Below are 16,898 nucleotides of genomic sequence, written 5' to 3' on the forward strand. Positions count from 1 at the left end.
CGCTGGATGCATCGCTGTGGCGACGCGCAGGTCGCTGTGAGCTGCGGGCTCCTACCGAACCCGCCGTGTTCGGAGCCGCGGGGTTAGTCTCTATTCTGCTGGTAGATGCGCGATCGAACCGCTCTATACAGGCATTCTCCCGATCTGGCGGCTATATGTGAATAGGCATTCGAGCCGCGATTCGAATGCATCGGAACTTCGAACTTACTCGTCGGTAATGTAAGCTCTCGGGTGTTCGACCAGTCCGAGAGGCGGATCACCACTGATGAAAACAATGTTGCGAGCCACGGTGGCGACGGTTGCCACGGCGGTGCTCGTTCCTTTCGTCACTCAGAGCGCGATCGCCGCACCGGAGCCGTCCGGTCCCGACGGTGGCGCGGCCGGTGCCGCCTGGGCCGCGGCCGAGGACGGTCCACAGCAGTACCCGAATGTGAACATCCAGTGGGATGTCCCGATCACCATGAGCGACGGCACCGTCCTCGAGGGCAACGTGTACCGCCCGGCCGACGTCGCGGGCCGCCCGATCGACACCCCGACGCCAACGGTGGTCAATCTGACCCCGTACACCAAACTGGTCTCCAATATCGCCGACAGCGCCCAGTCCATCCCCGGCCTGTCCGACGCGCTGATCGAGCTGTTCCGCCGGATAGACCTCAGCGGCACCCCGCTCTCCGGCATCACCGATCTGACCAAATCCTTCGGCGGCGGCGAACTGCGCAACTTCGCCGTCGACCGCCAGCTCATCAAGAGCGGCTACACCCAGGTCGTCGTCGATGTGCGCGGCACCGGCTTCTCCCAGGGCGCCTGGGACATGCTGCGCCAGCGCGAACAGCAGGACACCTACGAGGTGATCGACTGGACCGCGCGCCAGCCGTGGTCCAACGGTCGCATCGGGATGAACGGACTCTCGTATTCGGGCATCAACCAGATCCAGGTGGCCGCGATGCAGCCGCCAGCGCTACAGGCGATCTTCCCGGTGGTGCCCGGCAGCGATCTGGTCAATGACGTGCTCGCGCCCGGCGGCGGCTTCGGTTTCAACTTCATCCCGCTGTGGCTGACCGCCGTCAACGGCCTCAAGCTCATCCCGGATGTCGCGTCGATGTTGAACGGACAGTTCGATATGAAGTGGCTCGCCGATCGGGCACAGGATCCGTTCACCTTCATGGATGTGCTGCTCAACGCCTACAGCACGACCCGGATGCAGGATCTGGATCCGCGCGCCAAGGAACTGCTGACCGGATCGTCGCGGGCGCGCGAAGGCTGGCTCAGCCATCCGAGCAGGATTCAGGTGCCGACCTTCGTCACCGGTGGCTGGCACGACCTGTTCACCTACTCGGAATCCAAGATCTACCACGAGATTCCGCTGCCGGCGGGCCAGAAGCAGCTGCTGATGGGCAATACCTATCACATCAACTCCGGCAACGAATACGGCAAGCCCGGCCTGCCGCCGCGCCTGGATGTGTTGCAGCGCGCGTGGTTCGACAAGTGGCTCAAGGGAATCGATAACGGCATCGACAAGTACGGCCCGATCACGCTGCGCCAGCAGGGCGGCGGCTGGATCACCACCGACTCGTTCGCCGATCCGCGCGAGCGCACCCAGGATGTCGAATATCGCCGAATGTATCTGTCCGCCAACCGAAGTGGCACCGCCGATAGCGTCTACGACGGATCGCTGCTCGCCGCGGCGAGCCCGGACTCGGCGCGGCTCTCGGTCGCGCCCGGTCTGACCACCCTGTGCTCCAATGACGCAGCGCAGGGTAGCGCGGGCGCCCTCTCGATCATCGATGGTTGCGCCAAGGACTCTCGGGTCGCGGAGTCGAACGGGCTGACCTTCACCAGCGATCCGGTCGCCGAGCCGACCACCGTCTCCGGCCGAATCGCCGCGCACCTCAATACCGTTCAGGACGCCGCTGACGGCTACTGGGTGGTGACGGTGAACGACGTCGCGCCGGACGGACAGTCCACCGTGCTCTCCTCCGGACAACTGATGGCATCGCTGCGTCAGGTGGACGAGGCGAACAGTTCGCGTTCGGCCAATGGCGATTACACCGATCCGCGGCCCTACACCTCGCTGGACCGGCGACAACTCACCGTGCCGGGCGAGCCGACGACCCTGGATATAGCACTGCCCGCCACCGAGGCGATCCTGCAGCCCGGCCACCGCCTGCGGGTCGATATCTTCGCTGGCAATTTCCCGAAGGGGCTGCCGATACTGCCGATGCTGATCGATACGGGTCTGCGACCCCAGCACGTGCAGTTGGATCCGAATGCGCCGAGTTTCGTCAATATCCCGGTGCGGGGGAACCCGGGCTGGTAAGCCGAATCCGGCCCGAGCGTGCACTTCGCGCGCATTCATGCTCGAACCCGCGGGGTATGGGCGGTTGTGCACGCTCGGACCTGGGCCGATCGGCGCCTAGGTTCTGTCCTGTAATTCGTTGTGTCGGTTGGTGTTAGCTGTATGCCGTGGTTGGTCGTGGTGAGTTGACGGACCGGGCGTGGGCTCGGATCGAGCCGATGCTGCCGGTGTCGGGTCGGGGCCGCAGGTGGCGTGATCACCGTCAGGTGATCAACGCGATTCTGTGGAAGCTGCGGACCGGCGCGCCGTGGCGCGACCTGCCGGAGCGGTACGGGCCGTGGAAGACCGCGCATGAGCGGCTGCGGATGTGGACTGCGGACGGCACCTGGCAGCGGATCCTGGACCAGGTGATCGTCAAGGACGACTCGATCGGTGAGGTCGAATGGATCCTCAGCGTGGATTCGACTGTGGTCCGGGCTCACCAGCATGCCGCTGGTGCCCGGAAAAAGGGGGCACCAGCGGCAGGTCCGGCGTCCAGGTCGCGGTCGACGGTGAAGCGCTCGGCCGGTCCCGCGGCGGGCTGAGCACCAAGATCCACCTTGCCGTCGATGGGCGCGGCCTGCCGATGCGGGTACTGCTCACCGGAGGGCAGGCTGGTGACAATCCGCAGATCCTGCCGCTGCTGGACGGCATCAGCGTGGCTCGCACCGGGCCGGGTCGGGCACGCGTGCGGCCCGAGACGGTGATTGCCGACAGGGCGTACTCGCATCCCTCGACCCGGCAGGCGTTACGACGGCGGCGGGTCCGGTTCGTCAGCCCTGAACGTGACGACCAGATCGCCCGCCGCGCCGCGAAGGGCTCGCGCGGCGGGCGGCCACCGGTGTTCGATACCGAGGCATACAAGCAGCGCAACGTGGTCGAGCGATGCTTCAACCGACTCAAGCAATTCCGGGACCTAGCCACCCGCTACGCCAAACGCGCCGCCTACTACCAGGCCGAACTCACCATCGCCGCCATCATCCTCTGGCTCCGATGACTTACAGGACAGAACCTAGTCGGCCACGGCGAAGGCCGCCGCCAATGGCGGGAAGATCGCGCGGGCGTCCGCACCGGCGAACCAGAGGCCGACGGTGAATACCGAGGTGGCCTCGAGGTATTCGGCGCGATGCAGTCCGCCCGCCGAAATCGGTTGCAGCTCGAGATCTTCGGCCAGCATGGCAACCTGTCGCACCGCATCGGCGTCGTCGCCGCAGATCGGGACCGCCAGCCTGCTGTTGTCGAAGACACGGGCCTCCGATTCCCACACCTCGGCCGCACAGACATTGAACGCCTTCACCACGTGCGCATCCGGAACCGTCGCCGCAATGCGGGCGGCGACGGCGTCCTCGGACAGCACGAAGGCCAGCACCCCCTCCGGCGCGGCCTCGTCCGGCAGGAACGCATTGGTGCAGTCGATCACCGTTCGTCCGGCGAGTGAGCCGCCGATTTCGCCGAGCACTTCGTCAAGGGCACTTACCGGTAGCGCGAGCAAGACGACTGCCCCGAATTCGGCCGCCGCGCCGATACTTCCGCCGCGGGCCCCGTGCCCGATAGTTACCGCCAGCTCGTCCGCTGCCACACGGGACCGCGCACCGATGACGACCTCGTGTCCGGCCGCGGCCCAGCCACCGCCCAGCGCCTTCGCCATCGCTCCGGCCCCGATGATTCCGATTCGCATATCAACTCCTAGTTCGGGATGTATCCGGAAGCGACGCTAGGGATTCCGATAGGCACCCGAAGGTGCGCAACGACGGTGGCAGGCTGGTGTCATGACCGTCGAATCCGCACAGCCGGTGGAATTCGCGCCCTACGGCGATTACGAGGCCGACTGCCCGGCCCGACTCGGTGTCGACCTGTTCGGCAACCGCTGGCTCACGGTCATCGTCTACATGCTGCGCGATGGTCCGATGCGCCCCGGCGAGCTCCGCGCGGCCATCGGCGGCATCAGTCAGAAGATGCTGACCCAGACGCTGCGCCGGATGGAGTCCATGACCCTCATCGAGCGTCGCCGCTATGCCGAGGCCCCGCCGCGCGTCGAGTACGAACTCACCGAAGCCGGACGCGACCTGCTGACCCCGATCTATGCCTTGGGTGAATGGGTGGACAAGCACGGTCGCGCGGTCGGTGCGGCGATGGCGGGCGAAGACGACTGATGCTCGGGGTGGCGGGGGAGAACAACTCGTAAACGAGCGGCTAACAAGGCTGGAAGTACCCATGACCTGCGCGAAACTTCGCGTACCCCGAGTTGGGTTGTCGGTCGGCGACCGTACGATTCAAGGGTGAGTGTTCCCCAGGCCGTCCTTCTGGCAGTCCTCGCGGCTGTCGTCGGCCTGGCAGTCGGCGGGCTACTCATCCCGTTCGTGAACGCCAGGCAGGCCGCCCGCAGGCAGGCAGATTCCGGCCTCACCATGTCCCAGGTCCTCGACCTGATCGTGCTCGCCTCCGAGAGCGGCATCGCCGTCGTCGACGAGTACCGCGATGTGGTGCTGGTCAACCCGCGCGCAGAGGAGCTCGGCCTGGTTCGCAACCGGCTGCTCGACGAGCGCGCCTGGGCGGCGGTGGAGAAGGTGCTCGCCACCGGCGAGTCCGCCGAATTCGATCTCACCGCCAAGAATCCGATGCCCGGCCGCAGCCGGATCGCGGTGCGCGGAGTGGCCAGGCAGCTATCACGCGAAGAGACCAGCTTCACCGTGCTGTTCGCCGACGACGATTCCGAGCAGGCCCGGATGGAGGCCACCCGCCGGGACTTCGTCGCCAATGTCAGCCACGAACTCAAAACCCCCGTCGGCGCGATGAGCCTGCTGGCCGAGGCCATGCTGGAATCGGCGGAGGATCCCGAGGCGGTCCGGCACTTCGGTCAGCGGGTACTCGGCGAGTCCCGGCGCCTGGGCAAGATGGTGACCGAACTGATCGCGCTATCGCGGCTACAGGGTGCCGAAAAGCTACCCGAACTCGAGGTGGTGGACGTCGACACCGTGGTGATGCAGGCGGTCGACCGCTCCCGCACCGCCGCCGAGGCCGCTGGCATCACCGTCAGCACCGATCGTCCGAGTGGACTCGAGGTGCTCGGCGACGAAACGCTGCTCGTTACCGCGCTGTCCAACCTGGTGGAGAACGCCATCGCGTACTCGCCGACAGGCTCCCATGTTTCGGTGAGCCGCTCACTGCGCGGCGATCACGTCGCGATGGCGGTGACCGATCGCGGTATCGGCATCGCCAAGGAAGACCAGGAGCGGGTGTTCGAACGCTTCTTCCGATCCGATAAGGCCCGCTCGCGCGCCACCGGCGGTACCGGGCTCGGCCTGGCTATCGTCAAGCACGTGGCAGCCAACCACAACGGTGAGATCACCTTGTGGAGCAAGCTGGGCACCGGATCGACGTTCACCCTGCGAATACCTGCCCACCACGAATCCGGCGGCGAGGAAGAGGTCGACGGTGCCGTGGTGAGCATGAGAGAAACACACCCGCGCCCCACGGGGCCGGGTAGACCAAATGGTGTGGAGGCACGCAGATGACGAGTGTTCTGATCGTCGAAGATGAGGAGTCGCTGGCCGATCCGCTCGCGTTCCTGCTGCGCAAGGAGGGCTTCGAGGTCACCGTGGTCGGTGATGGACCGTCCGCGCTCGCCGAATTCGACCGCTCCGGTGCCGATATCGTGCTGCTCGACCTGATGCTGCCCGGTATGAGCGGCACCGATGTGTGCAAACAGCTGCGTACCCGCAGTGGCGTCCCGGTGATCATGGTGACCGCGCGTGACAGCGAGATCGATAAGGTGGTCGGTCTGGAACTCGGCGCCGACGACTACGTCACCAAGCCGTACTCGGCACGCGAACTGATCGCCCGCATCCGGGCCGTGCTGCGCCGCGGCGCTGGCGATGAGTTGGACGGCGGCAATGAGAGCGGTGTGCTCGAGGCCGGACCGGTGCGCATGGATGTCGACCGCCATACCGTGCACGTCAACGGCAGGCAGGTCACCCTGCCGCTCAAGGAATTCGATCTGCTCGAGTACCTGCTGCGCAACTCCGGCCGGGTGCTGACCCGTGGCCAGCTGATCGATCGGGTCTGGGGTGCCGATTATGTCGGTGACACCAAGACCCTCGACGTGCACGTCAAGCGGCTGCGCTCGAAGATCGAGGGCGATCCGGCCAAGCCGGAGCATTTGGTGACGGTGCGTGGCCTCGGTTACAAGCTCGAGGCCTGATCGGCGCTAGCGCGGCGTGCCCGCCGTACGGATCGTCCGCCCGGGAAGCTGTGGCGAACGGCGTACGGCGGCGAAGTACCGCGAATTGATGACGGGCGCAGCCGCCGAGGCCCCGACAACCTCGGCTGCACGCTACGTCGGGAGAGAAATCAGGGCAGGTAAACCCAGGTGGGGCCGAGGCCGGGGAGATCGTTCTTGCGCAGGGTGATCCAGCCGAGATCGTCTTCCTGCATGCAGTCGTAGACATCGGCCGCGCTGGTGCCGCGGCAGGCGATGGTGCGGCTGATGCCGTACGGGCTCATGATCAGGTTCTTGCCATTCGCCTGGGCGTTGATCGCGTCGGGGGTGTTCGCGGGCAGGAAGTCGGCGGTGAAATCGGCGTATTTGGCCGGGTCACCGTTGGGTTCCGCGTGCGCGGCGCCGGTCAGCGCGACGGTGGCACCGAACGCGATGGTGGTCAGGGCGAGTGCTTTCTTCAACATGACCGCACATCCAACCGCATCTGAGTGAAGCTCGCATGGCGGGTAGGTGAATGGCCCGATATGCAAACCTCACGCCGACTGGTCTGTGATGTGCGCTTCGGGTTTCATCCGATCGGCGTGCACGGTCGCCGGGTGGATCGCGATGAGTCCGAGGCCCTCGCGGCGTTTGCAGTGCCTGGCCAGCTCCTCGTAGGCGGGTACGCCGAGCAGTTCCTTGAGTTCGGGGGCATAGGACTGCCACACCGGACGGGCGCCGACGTGGGCGTCGGGGGAGCCGGAGCAGTACCAATCCAGGTCCTCACCGCCCGGACCCCAGCCGCGCCGGTCGTACTCGGTGATGGTGGTCTTGAGGATCTGCACACCGTCGGGGCGCTCCACCCAATCCTGGGTGCGCCGGATCGGCAGCTGCCAGCACACGTCGGGCTTCACCTCGAGCGGTTCGATGCCCTTGCGCAGCGCCATGGTGTGCAGTGCGCAGCCGACGCCGCCCGCGAAGCCGGGCCGGTTCAGGAAAATGCACGCGCCGTCGAATCGGCGGGTGCGCAGCGCGGGCTCGTCCTCCAGTTCGTCGAGCTCGAGATAGCCCTTCTTGGTGATCTTGCCCTCGGCATCGGTCGCCTGGTCCATCAGCTGCCAGTCCCGTGGTGTGAGCATCTTCACAGCATTGGTCAGGCGCTTGCGGTCGTCCTTATCGGAGAGGAACGCGCCGTGCGAGCAGCAGCCGTCATCGGGGCGATCGCTCAGAATTCCCTGGCATGCCGGAGTGCCGAAGACACATGTCCAGCGCGACAGCAGCCACGTCAAATCGGCGACGATCACATGCTCGTCGTTTGCTGGATCGACGAACTCGATCCATTCCCGGGGAAAGTCGAGATCGACCTCCGGCGCCGGATCGATCTTCCCCGCTGGTCGGGGCCTCTTGGAGCCGCCTGCCGCTGCGCCTACCGTCACACCTCAGGACGCTAACAGTTCAGTCGCCTGGGCTAAAGTGCCGGTTCACCCAGTACCGTGTTCATGTGCGGCTTGGGGTTCTCGATGTCGGAAGCAATACCGTCCACCTGCTCGTGGTGGACGCCCATCGTGGTGGTCACCCGATGCCCATGAGCTCGACAAAGGCCACGCTACGGCTATCGGAGAACATGGACGGCGAGGGCCGCATCACCGTCCAGGGGGCCGAACGCCTGATCGCGACGGTCGCCGAATTCGCCAGCATCGCCGAGACATCCAGATGCGTCGAGCTGATGCCGTTCGCTACCTCCGCGCTGCGCGAGGCGACCAACTCCGACGAAGTACTCGCCCGGGTCCGCGCAGAGACGGGCGTCGATCTGCAGGTTCTGACCGGTGTCGACGAGGCCCGGCTGACCTTCCTGGCCGTGCGCCGCTGGTACGGCTGGAGCCCGGGCCGGATCCTGAACCTCGATATCGGCGGCGGCTCACTGGAAATGACCAATGGCGGTGACGAGGAACCCGATGTCGCACTCTCGCTCCAACTCGGCGCCGGACGGTTGACGAGGGAATGGCTGCGCGAGGATCCGCCCGGCAAGCGCCGCGTCTCGGTGCTGCGCGATTGGCTCGACGCGGAACTGGTCACGCCGACGAAACAGCTGCTGGAGGCCGGTAAACCGGATCTCGCGGTGGGGACATCGAAGACCTTCCGGTCCCTTGCCCGGCTCACCGGAGCGGCACCGTCTTCGGCCGGGCTGCGGGTGCGCCGTACACTCACCAGCTCAGGTCTGCGCCAACTGATTGCCTTCATATCGAGAATGACGGCGGCGGACCGTGCAGAATTGGAAGGCGTAAGTTCCGATCGGTCACAGCAATTGGTGGCTGGCGCATTGGTCGCGGAGGCGAGTATGCGGGCACTATCGCTGGATACCCTCGAGATTTGTCCGTGGGCACTGCGCGAGGGGCTCATCCTGCGCAAACTGGATACCGATATGAACGGCGGACCGAGGGCCAAGGCATTGCCGGGTGCCGTCGTGGACGCGAGCGGTAAGCCGGTACCCGGCGGCGGTCTATCGGGCCCGATCGAAACGGTGTCGTCATGAGTGAGGATTCCAAGCAGCTATCGGTTGCCGAGCTGCTGGCACGCAACGGTGCGCAGGGCGCGGCCTCATCCGGAGGCGGTGGTCGGCGGCGGCGCGGTGGCCGCGGCATCTCGGTGGCCGAGCTGACCGGTGACCTCCCGGCCATTCCGGCCGGCGGCGGTGGCGGCCATTCGGCGCACGCCGCACCCGAGGCCGACGAGGAACCGGCCTACGAACCACCGGCGTACGAATCCACCGGGTACGACGTTTCCGGCTACCAGCCCGCCGGATTCGAGTCCGGCGGCTATGGCTCCGCCGGGTTCGAAACGCCTGCGCCCGAACCGGTTTCCTATGCCGCGCCGGAACCGGCTTCGTATGCCGCGCCGGAACCGTATGCGCCGCCCGCGCCAGAACTGCCCAACTACTCGCCGATGTCGGGGCCGATCACCAGATACGACCCGCTTTCGGCCTATGCCGCTCCGGAAGCCGATCCACTGCCCGCACCCGGATGGTCCAGCCGGGTCATGCCGGGGCGGGACATGCCGAGCCGGGACGTGGCGCCATCGTGGCACTCGGCGCCCGCGGATCCGTTGTCCGCGCCGCTGTCGGATCTCTATGCCCCGGCGCCGGACCCGTACGCGTCGCCGCTGTCGGATGGCACACCCGCCGCGGGCTCCACCGGTCGTCGACACCGGCACGCCGAACCGGTGGAGGAGACCACCGAGGTCCGGCCGCTGCACGATATCGGCCGCCGCGCGGATGCCACACCCGAGCCGCAGCAGAACGGATCGAGAATCGGTGGCCGGGCCGCCCGGCGGCGCGCCGCGGAGGCCGAGGCCGAGGCGCAAGCCGGACCTTCGACCGCGGGGTGGTCACCGTCCACCAATGGTTTCGCGCCCGAGTCGGCGCCGCTACCGCTGCCGGACGGTCCGTCGAGATCGCAGGCTCCGGACCGGACCGCGAATCGCGGTGTCGATCCCGAAGCGGAGCAGCGAAGATCCGCACGGCGCGATGGTGCGCGCGGAGCGGCCGACGGCGGACTGCCCGCGTGGTCGGTGCGAAGACATGTACCGCCGAAGAACAATGCACCCGAATCCGGGGGCATACCCACCGCCGCGTGGTCGCTGGCCAGTCAGGATCAACAGCTCGTCTCCGGCCAGACCGTGGCGGGCGATCTGCTGCGCGACGGCGTCGAACGGGCCGAGCGCGCCGATGCCGAGCGCGCGAACGGGCGTGGTCGGCGTGGCCGATCGAAACGTGACGCGGGTCCGGCACCTACCGATCTGGCTGATGGGTATGACGGTCGAACCGATGTGTACGAACCGTTCCCGACGGGCGATGCCCTCGACGATCACGACGCCGATTCGCATTACGACGACGACGATTTCGACGCCGACTCGGATTTCGAACATTCGCATGCGACATCGTCTCCGCGCCGCTCGCGGCGAGCACGGAAGGCGGACTACGACGCCAATCGCCGCCAGTGGATGATTCTCGGTGGTCAGAGCACCGGCGCGGCGGTCGCCGGGATGTTGCTGTTCAAGGGCTTCGAGCGCATGTGGGAAATGCTGCCCTGGGTGGCGCTGTGCCTGGCGATGATCGTGATCCTCGGGCTGGTGGCATTGGTGCGCATATTGCGACGCACCGATGACATCCTCAGTACGGTGATCGCCGTCGTCGTAGGCATCTTCGTCACGCTGGGACCGCTAGCCTTTCTACTCAGTACGAACTGAGCAGGGAGCAGCTGTGGGGAACATCGGGCAGGCGGACGACATCAGGGCGGACAGCGCGGTGCGGGGGCCCGCGCCGGATCGTGACGTGCACACCGAACCCCACCCGCTCGGCGGGCCCGGTGGGCAGCAGATCCTCGTCGGCCTCTCGACGGCCTCGGTGTATCCGCAGAACACCGAGGCGGCCTTCCGGTATGCGGCCGAAATCGGTTACGACGGAATCGAATTGATGGTCTGGGCCGAACCGGCCAGTCAGAGCATCGCAACGATCCAGGCCTACTCCCGCAAATACGACGTGCCGGTACTGGCCATTCACGCACCGTGCCTGCTGATCTCTCAGCGGGTATGGGGTTCGGATCCGGTGGCCAAACTCGAGCGCAGCGTGCGCACCGCCGAGGCGCTCGGTGCTGGCACCGTGGTGGTACATCCGCCGTTCCGCTGGCAGCGCCGTTATGCGCAGGGCTTCGCCGACCAGGTCGCCGAGTTGGAGGAGCACAGCCACGTCATCGTCGCGGTGGAGAACATGTTCCCCATGCGCGCGGATACCCTCTTCGGTCGCGGCGCCGGCTCAGCGAAGCGGCTCGAGCGCCGCGGCGGACCCGGACCCGGGCTGACCGCCTTCAGTCCCTCCTACGATCCGACCGATACCGGATTCCGGCACTACACCCTCGACCTTTCCCATACCGCGACCGCGGGCGCCGACCCGCTGGCACTGGCCGCGCGGATGGGCCACGGCCTGGCCCACCTGCATCTCGCCGACGGCCGCGGCGCGGCGCACGATGAACATCTGGTACCCGGCGAGGGCACCCAGCCGTGTGCCGAGCTGTGCGCGGTCTTGGTCCGATCCGGTTTCGCCGGGCACGCGATCGCCGAGATCAATACCCAGAACGCCCGCACCACCCCGGACCGCGCTGGCATGCTGCACCGCACGCTGGCCTTCGCCAGACAGCACCTCAACGCACCCGCACCCGCGCCAGCACCGAGGCACGCGAACCGGGTTTGATCCGACGCCGAGCTGCGGATCCGGCGCCGGTCTGTGATCTCGCACCGATCTCCCGGCAGAGGGGAATTCGAACCGCGATCCGACTCGTTTACGCTGTACGAACGCCGCGATCCGCTTATGCGGCCGACCGACGACAGGAGTGACGATGCCGGAGCTGACCGCCGATCTCGAGCGAACCGCCGCTGGCGGTGTCGCTGCCAACAACCCGCAAGCAGTCGCCAGCAATGCACCCTTCAGCCGTGTGGTCACCCTGACCGAACTGCTGTCGGCCGCTCCCGAAACCGGCCGCTACCTGGGCTTCATCGATAAGATCTGGACCATAGGCCCGAAGGTGCACGGTGGCACCATGGTCGCGGCCAGCGCCGCGGCCGCTACCCGCTGGCTGCGCGCCTCCGATCCGGCCCTGGTGGCGATGGCCCCCATCGCGGCGAGTTCCGATTTCCTCGGTGCACCCGAACCGGGCGAGGTCGAGTACGAGGTGCACATCAGCAAGGTGGGTCGCCAGATCTGCCTGGTCGATGTGAACCTCATTCAGCAGGGACGCAAGCTGGTGCGCACCGCCTTCACCTTCGGCCACCTCGATGACGCCGAGCCGATCTACGTGCCGCAGCACGGCGATATGCCGGTCGAACCGCCCGCCGACGCGATCGGGTACCAGGGCTCGTCGATGGGCAAGCTCGTCCATGTCGCTCAGGGCGCCGACCTGTACCTCGACCGTTCCTGGGCGTCATTCCTCGACGGCGCGAAGGGGGAACCGCGTCTGCGTCTGTGGATGCATCCCTTCGACGGCGACCAGCAGGACCCCGATGTCGCCATGTACTTCGCGATGATGTCGGCCGATATGAGCCCGCCGGTTCCGGTCAACCTGGGCCACTTCGGCTGGGCTCCGACCGTGCAGATGACCACCTACCTGCGCCGTCGGCCGGCTCCGGGTTGGCTGCGGATCATCGCGACCAGCCAAGAGGTCGGCGGCCGCATGTTCGACGAGGACCAGCTGGTCCTGGACTCCACCGGTGCGGTCGTGGCCCAGAGCCGTCAGCTCGCGCTGGTGCCGCAGCAGCGGTAGCACGGGTCTTCCGCACCGGCACCGGTTCCCCAGCGCCGAGGCGATATTGCCGCGCGATTAGCCTTTAGTCCTATGACGAGAGTTGCGGTGATCGGTGGCGGTCGCATCGGGGAGGCGTTGATCGCCGGGTTGCTGGAATCGGGACGGGCGTCCAGGGATCTGGTCGTCGTGGAGACGCATCCGGATCGCGCCGAGCTGATCGGTGACCGGCTCGGCGTGCGGGTGACCGATTCGATCGCCGACGCGATCGTCGGCGCGGATATCCTGGTCATCGCGGTCAAACCGGGTGACGTGGATACCGTGCTGACCCAGCTGGCCAAGGCCGAGCTCGACAGCGACCGGGATCAGATCCTGGTGTCGTTGGCTGCGGGTGTGCCGACCGCGCGCCTGGAGAACAAGCTGCCCGCCGGATTCCCGGTGGTGCGGGTGATGGCGAATACCCCGATGCTGGTCGGCCAGGGCATGAGTGTGCTCGCGCCGGGCCGCTACGCCCGCTCGGAACAGCTGGCCCAGGTGACCGAACTGCTCGCCGCGGTCGGCAAGGTGGCCACCGTGACCGAGGCGCAGATGGATGCGGTGACCGCGGTCTCGGGCTCCGGACCCGCGTACTTCTTCCTGGTGGTCGAGGCCATGATCGATGCGGGCGTCGGACTCGGCCTGACCCGCGACGTCGCCACCCAACTCGTGGTGCAGACGATGATCGGGTCGGCCGCGCTGCTGGAGGAGTCCGGGCAGACTGCCGTCGAGCTACGCGCGGCCGTGACCTCTCCGGCGGGCACCACCGCCGCCGCGGTGCGCGAATTGGAGCGGGGCGGGGTGCGCTCGGCCTTTTTGGAGGCATTGCACGCCGCCAAGCACAGGTCGGCGGAGCAGGGGGCGAGCGAAGGGCCCGGAAGCGGTAGCCTGGCGTAACCCCTAGGGGGTAGTACGGGGCGATCGAAATAAAACTCAGCGCGTATTCAGGGTGACCGGTCGGTTCCCTGCATGTAAACCTGATTTCTCACACCCGTCGCAGTAATCCCACTGGTCCCGCTAAGCTTCAAGGAGCACGTGCGTGTCTGTTCCGCCGGTGGGGAAGCTGGCGGCGCGGACGTGCCGGAGGTCAGTGGTGCAATGATGTCTAACAAGATGTCTGCAAATAGCTCAGGGACGTCGCCAGGTAGCTCAGGACCATCGGGCGGCCGGGCTGGTTCCCGGACGCAAGGCGGCTCAACGTCTCCGACGCAGTCGGTGCTCGGCGGTGGTACCCAGTTCCTCACCGTCGCCGAGGTTGCGAATCTCATGCGGGTATCCAAGATGACCGTCTATCGGCTGGTGCACTCGGGTGAGTTGCCCGCCGTGCGGGTCGGTCGCTCGTTCCGGGTGCATGCCAAAGCGGTCCACGACTACCTGGAGACGTCCTACTTCGACGCTGGATGAGGCGATTTCATCCGCTTGTCGGTGTCCCGGTAGGATGGATCCTCGGTTCGTGTGCGCCTGCCTGGCGGCACCGCTTTGTGGTGTCCGGTGCCTGCTGGCGGCGCGGACGCTGAAACAGGCGTACGTGATTGGCGTGCGCGCCGAGTAGAGAGAACGCGAGGACAACCCTATGGGTTCTGTGATCAAGAAGCGCCGCAAGCGCATGTCGAAGAAGAAGCACCGCAAGCTGCTTCGCCGCACGCGTGTTCAGCGGCGCAAACTCGGCAAGTAAGAGCCGCGCGTTAGCTGAGTGGCCCGTCACCGATTGGTGGCGGGCTTTTCTTTTTGAAACAGCGAATTTTGAAAGTTGCTCATGTATCGGGTGACTGAAGTCATCGTTAGAACCTGGTTAATAATCCCGGCGTATCCGAATCGACCAGTTACGCTGGTACCGCAGTCAATGGAATAGGGGGGCTGTCACAGTTGGGATCCGGTGCGGTGGGTTCTGAGGTACGGGATGGACATACACCCAAGGTGGTGATGGTGACCGGTGCCAGCCGATTCTTCGGCGGCAACGTGGTCGCACGGCTGGCCCAGGATCAGAACATCGAACGCATCCTGGCCGTCGACACCATGACCCCTGGTCGTGACCTGCAACGGCGCATGGGCCGCGCCGAGTACATTCGCGCCGATATTCGAAATCCCTTGATTCGCAAGGTAATCGGCGGCAATGAGGTCGATACCGTTGTACACGCGTCGATGGTCGCGCATCCGCCGGCCGGTGGTGGCCGGGCGGTGATGAAGGATCTCAATGTCCTCGGCGCCATGCAGCTGCTCGCGGTCTGTCAGAAATCGCCTTCGGTGCGCCGGGTGGTGGTGCGTTCGACCTCCGCGGTCTACGGATGCAGCGCCAAGGATCCCGCGAAATTCACCGAGGAAATGAGCGCGCGAACACCACCGAGCGGTTGGTTTGCTCGGGACATGATCGAAATCGAGGGATTCGTTCGCGGGCTCGGTCGGCGTCGTCCCGATATCGCCACCGCGATTTTGCGTCTGGCGCCCATTGTCGGCCCGCGCCTGGCCGGGCGCGGTGTGCAGTATCTGCGTTCGCCGGTCGCGCCGACGGTCTTCGGCCGCGACGCCAGGCTGCAGTTGCTGCACGAGGAGGACGCCATCGCCGCGATGGCGCACGCCGCCCGGCACGCACCCGGCGGCACCTACAACATCGCCGGTGACGGCGCGCTGGCGCTGTCGCAGGCCATCCGGCGTGCTGGCCGCATCGAGCTGCCGGTCCCGTGGATTGTGTTCCGCACCGCGGGTCGCGCGCTCATGGGGCCGATCATGCGTGATTTCACCAGTGAACAGCTCGACTATTTCCATTTCGGCTGTGGCCTGGACACCACCCGCATGCGCACCGAGCTCGGGTTCGTCCCGCGCTGGACAACGGTGCAGGCATTCGACGACTTCATCGGGGGCGCAGCGTCGCGGCCCGTCATCGATCCCGCCTGGATCGATGCCGCAGAACATAAACTGCTCGGCCTGCTGGGGGCCGGTACGGGAGCACATTCATGAATGACGTAGCCAAAGTCATCCAACTCCACGATCTGAACATTGAAACGCGCCAGCGAACCGCGCCCCGGCGCTGGCCGGACCCGGTGACCGGCGAGGCAACGCCGAGCCAGGTGGTGACCTCGCTGACCGAACGTCTGGCCGCGAACGAACCGCCCGCGCCACAGTCCCTATCGGAGATGCTGCGCGGCGCGGTCGGCAAGCAGATCCGCAGCACCGCGGAATTCGCGCGTCGCCGCATGACCGGTGACTATCAGGTCGACGAATTCGGTTTCGACGAGCATCTGCTCGAATCGCTCATCCTGCCCACGCTGCGCCCGCTCTCGGATCTCTGGTTCCGGGTGCAGGTCAACGGGATCGAGAACATTCCGGAGGCGGGCGGTGCGCTGATCGTCGCCAACCACGCGGGCACAGTTCCACTCGACGGACTGATGCTGCAACTGGCGGTCCACGATAGGCATCCGAAGGAACGCGCACTGCGGCTGCTGGCCGCCGATCTCATCTTCGAGATGCCGGTGCTCGGCGTGCTGGCCCGCAAGGCCGGCCACACCCTGGCCTGCCGTCCGGATGCCGAAAGGCTATTGCGCGCCGGCGAATTGACCGGTGTTTTCCCCGAGGGCTTCAAGGGCGTCGGTAAGCAGTTCACCGACCGGTACAAGCTGCAGCGCTTCGGTCGCGGTGGCTTCGTCGCCGCGGCGGTGCGGACCGGTACGCCGATCATCCCGTGCTCGATCGTCGGCTCCGAGGAGATCTACCCGAAGCTGGCCGATATCAAGCCGCTGGCCCGACTGCTCAATCTGCCGTACTTCCCGGTGACTCCGCTGTTCCCGCATTTGGGCCCGCTCGGCGCGCTGCCGCTGCCGTCCAAGTGGTACATCGAATTCGGTGAGCCCATCCCGACCACCGGCTACGAGGCGGAAGCGGCCGACGATCCGATGACCATGTTCGAGGTCACCGACCAGGTCCGCGAAACCATCCAGCAGACGCTCTACAAACTGCTCACCAAGCGCCGCAACCCGTTCACGGGTTAGCGGACGATCCGGACGTTCGTCTGACCCGTCGTCCCGGCGAACGCCGGGACCCAGTC

Annotated in this window: 17 protein-coding genes; 14 read left to right on the forward strand and 3 right to left on the reverse strand. The window is 66.4% G+C overall.

All coding sequences use genetic code 11. The features are described from left to right. The first annotated feature begins 265 nt into the window (after window positions 1-265). Window positions 266-2,317 (forward strand): CocE/NonD family hydrolase, encoded by a 2,052-nt coding sequence (locus tag ACQP0C_RS04595; protein ID WP_433730870.1) that lies wholly within the window; start codon window positions 266-268, stop codon window positions 2,315-2,317. 197 nt (window positions 2,318-2,514) lie between these two features. Then, window positions 2,515-3,332, forward strand: a protein-coding gene (locus ACQP0C_RS04600; protein WP_433734432.1) for an IS5 family transposase whose coding sequence is annotated in 2 segments (ribosomal slippage) — window positions 2,515-2,812 and window positions 2,812-3,332 — 819 coding nt in all. Because the reading frame shifts where the segments join, the coding sequence is not laid out codon by codon here. Between the two features lie 15 nt (window positions 3,333-3,347). Here ACQP0C_RS04600 and ACQP0C_RS04605 read toward each other — a convergent pair. Beyond that, a complete protein-coding gene (locus ACQP0C_RS04605; protein WP_433730872.1) occupies window positions 3,348-4,013 on the reverse strand; it encodes an NADPH-dependent F420 reductase in 666 nt (221 codons plus the stop codon). Between the two features lie 91 nt (window positions 4,014-4,104). On the opposite strand from ACQP0C_RS04605, the gene ACQP0C_RS04610 reads away from it, so the two are divergent. The 3 genes from ACQP0C_RS04610 (at window position 4,105) to ACQP0C_RS04620 (ending at window position 6,536) form a co-directional block, all read left to right on the forward strand. Then, a complete protein-coding gene (locus ACQP0C_RS04610) occupies window positions 4,105-4,488 on the forward strand; it encodes a winged helix-turn-helix transcriptional regulator (RefSeq protein ID WP_433730874.1) in 384 nt (127 codons plus the stop codon). Window positions 4,489-4,614: 126 nt separating this feature from the next. Further along, entirely contained in the window at window positions 4,615-5,850 is a 1,236-nt protein-coding gene (locus ACQP0C_RS04615) for a sensor histidine kinase (protein ID WP_433682431.1), read from the forward strand. After that, window positions 5,847-6,536, forward strand: coding sequence for a response regulator transcription factor (locus ACQP0C_RS04620; protein ID WP_040696229.1), 690 nt, complete (start codon window positions 5,847-5,849; stop codon window positions 6,534-6,536). The genes ACQP0C_RS04615 and ACQP0C_RS04620 overlap by 4 nt, the downstream gene beginning before the upstream one ends. 149 nt (window positions 6,537-6,685) lie before the next feature. Here the strand turns inward: ACQP0C_RS04620 and ACQP0C_RS04625 are convergent, their stop codons facing one another. Then, the gene (locus tag ACQP0C_RS04625) at window positions 6,686-7,018 is read right to left on the reverse strand and encodes a hypothetical protein (RefSeq protein ID WP_433730876.1); all 333 of its coding nucleotides are present in this window, start codon (window positions 7,016-7,018) and stop codon (window positions 6,686-6,688) included. 69 nt (window positions 7,019-7,087) lie between these two features. After that, complete coding sequence (locus ACQP0C_RS04630; RefSeq protein WP_433730878.1) at window positions 7,088-7,969, reverse strand: hypothetical protein; 882 nt, start codon at window positions 7,967-7,969, stop codon at window positions 7,088-7,090. A gap of 65 nt (window positions 7,970-8,034) precedes the next feature. On the opposite strand from ACQP0C_RS04630, the gene ACQP0C_RS04635 reads away from it, so the two are divergent. The 9 genes from ACQP0C_RS04635 (at window position 8,035) to ACQP0C_RS04675 (ending at window position 16,842) form a co-directional block, all read left to right on the forward strand. After that, on the forward strand, window positions 8,035-9,066 hold the full coding sequence (locus ACQP0C_RS04635) for a hypothetical protein (RefSeq protein WP_433730880.1): 1,032 nt from the start codon (window positions 8,035-8,037) through the stop codon (window positions 9,064-9,066). After that, on the forward strand, window positions 9,063-10,778 hold the full coding sequence (locus ACQP0C_RS04640) for a hypothetical protein (RefSeq protein ID WP_433730882.1): 1,716 nt from the start codon (window positions 9,063-9,065) through the stop codon (window positions 10,776-10,778). The genes ACQP0C_RS04635 and ACQP0C_RS04640 overlap by 4 nt, the downstream gene beginning before the upstream one ends. An 85-nt stretch (window positions 10,779-10,863) precedes the next feature. Continuing rightward, window positions 10,864-11,778 carry a sugar phosphate isomerase/epimerase family protein gene (locus tag ACQP0C_RS04645; protein WP_433734433.1) on the forward strand — a complete coding sequence of 305 codons (915 nt, stop codon included), beginning with the start codon at window positions 10,864-10,866 and terminating at the stop codon, window positions 11,776-11,778. 154 nt (window positions 11,779-11,932) lie between these two features. Further along, the gene (locus ACQP0C_RS04650) at window positions 11,933-12,844 is read left to right on the forward strand and encodes a thioesterase family protein (protein ID WP_433734434.1); all 912 of its coding nucleotides are present in this window, start codon (window positions 11,933-11,935) and stop codon (window positions 12,842-12,844) included. A gap of 72 nt (window positions 12,845-12,916) precedes the next feature. Beyond that, the gene (gene proC / locus ACQP0C_RS04655; protein WP_433730884.1) at window positions 12,917-13,756 is read left to right on the forward strand and encodes a pyrroline-5-carboxylate reductase; all 840 of its coding nucleotides are present in this window, start codon (window positions 12,917-12,919) and stop codon (window positions 13,754-13,756) included. A 216-nt stretch (window positions 13,757-13,972) separates the two neighbouring features. Further along, window positions 13,973-14,263: a helix-turn-helix domain-containing protein gene (locus ACQP0C_RS04660; RefSeq protein ID WP_433682437.1), complete on the forward strand. Its 291-nt coding sequence runs from the start codon at window positions 13,973-13,975 to the stop codon at window positions 14,261-14,263. Window positions 14,264-14,432: 169 nt separating this feature from the next. Then, window positions 14,433-14,534 carry a 30S ribosomal protein bS22 gene (locus ACQP0C_RS04665; RefSeq protein WP_003402602.1) on the forward strand — a complete coding sequence of 34 codons (102 nt, stop codon included), beginning with the start codon at window positions 14,433-14,435 and terminating at the stop codon, window positions 14,532-14,534. Between the two features lie 248 nt (window positions 14,535-14,782). Beyond that, window positions 14,783-15,814, forward strand: a complete 1,032-nt coding sequence (locus tag ACQP0C_RS04670; RefSeq protein WP_433734435.1) for an NAD-dependent epimerase/dehydratase family protein — start codon at window positions 14,783-14,785, stop codon at window positions 15,812-15,814. Next, window positions 15,811-16,842, forward strand: coding sequence for a lysophospholipid acyltransferase family protein (locus ACQP0C_RS04675; RefSeq protein WP_433730886.1), 1,032 nt, complete (start codon window positions 15,811-15,813; stop codon window positions 16,840-16,842). Before ACQP0C_RS04670 ends, ACQP0C_RS04675 begins: the two co-directional genes overlap by 4 nt. Window positions 16,843-16,898 lie beyond the last annotated feature (56 nt).

Source organism: Nocardia sp. CA-129566, from assembly GCF_050956075.1.
Lineage (GTDB): Bacteria > Actinomycetota > Actinomycetes > Mycobacteriales > Mycobacteriaceae > Nocardia.

What these genes read in the sequence shown, in the direction of transcription:
- ACQP0C_RS04665 (WP_003402602.1), top strand. Translation starts at nt 14,433, where the DNA reads ATGGGTTCTGTGATCAAGAAGCGCCGCAAGCGCATGTCGAAGAAGAAG.
- ACQP0C_RS04625 (WP_433730876.1), bottom strand. Translation starts at nt 7,018, where the DNA reads ATGTTGAAGAAAGCACTCGCCCTGACCACCATCGCGTTCGGTGCCACC.
- ACQP0C_RS04595 (WP_433730870.1), top strand. Translation starts at nt 266, where the DNA reads ATGAAAACAATGTTGCGAGCCACGGTGGCGACGGTTGCCACGGCGGTG.
- proC (WP_433730884.1), top strand. Translation starts at nt 12,917, where the DNA reads ATGACGAGAGTTGCGGTGATCGGTGGCGGTCGCATCGGGGAGGCGTTG.
- ACQP0C_RS04660 (WP_433682437.1), top strand. Translation starts at nt 13,973, where the DNA reads ATGTCTGCAAATAGCTCAGGGACGTCGCCAGGTAGCTCAGGACCATCG.
- ACQP0C_RS04675 (WP_433730886.1), top strand. Translation starts at nt 15,811, where the DNA reads ATGAATGACGTAGCCAAAGTCATCCAACTCCACGATCTGAACATTGAA.
- ACQP0C_RS04605 (WP_433730872.1), bottom strand. Translation starts at nt 4,013, where the DNA reads ATGCGAATCGGAATCATCGGGGCCGGAGCGATGGCGAAGGCGCTGGGC.
- ACQP0C_RS04640 (WP_433730882.1), top strand. Translation starts at nt 9,063, where the DNA reads ATGAGTGAGGATTCCAAGCAGCTATCGGTTGCCGAGCTGCTGGCACGC.
- ACQP0C_RS04620 (WP_040696229.1), top strand. Translation starts at nt 5,847, where the DNA reads ATGACGAGTGTTCTGATCGTCGAAGATGAGGAGTCGCTGGCCGATCCG.
- ACQP0C_RS04670 (WP_433734435.1), top strand. Translation starts at nt 14,783, where the DNA reads ATGGTGACCGGTGCCAGCCGATTCTTCGGCGGCAACGTGGTCGCACGG.
- ACQP0C_RS04610 (WP_433730874.1), top strand. Translation starts at nt 4,105, where the DNA reads ATGACCGTCGAATCCGCACAGCCGGTGGAATTCGCGCCCTACGGCGAT.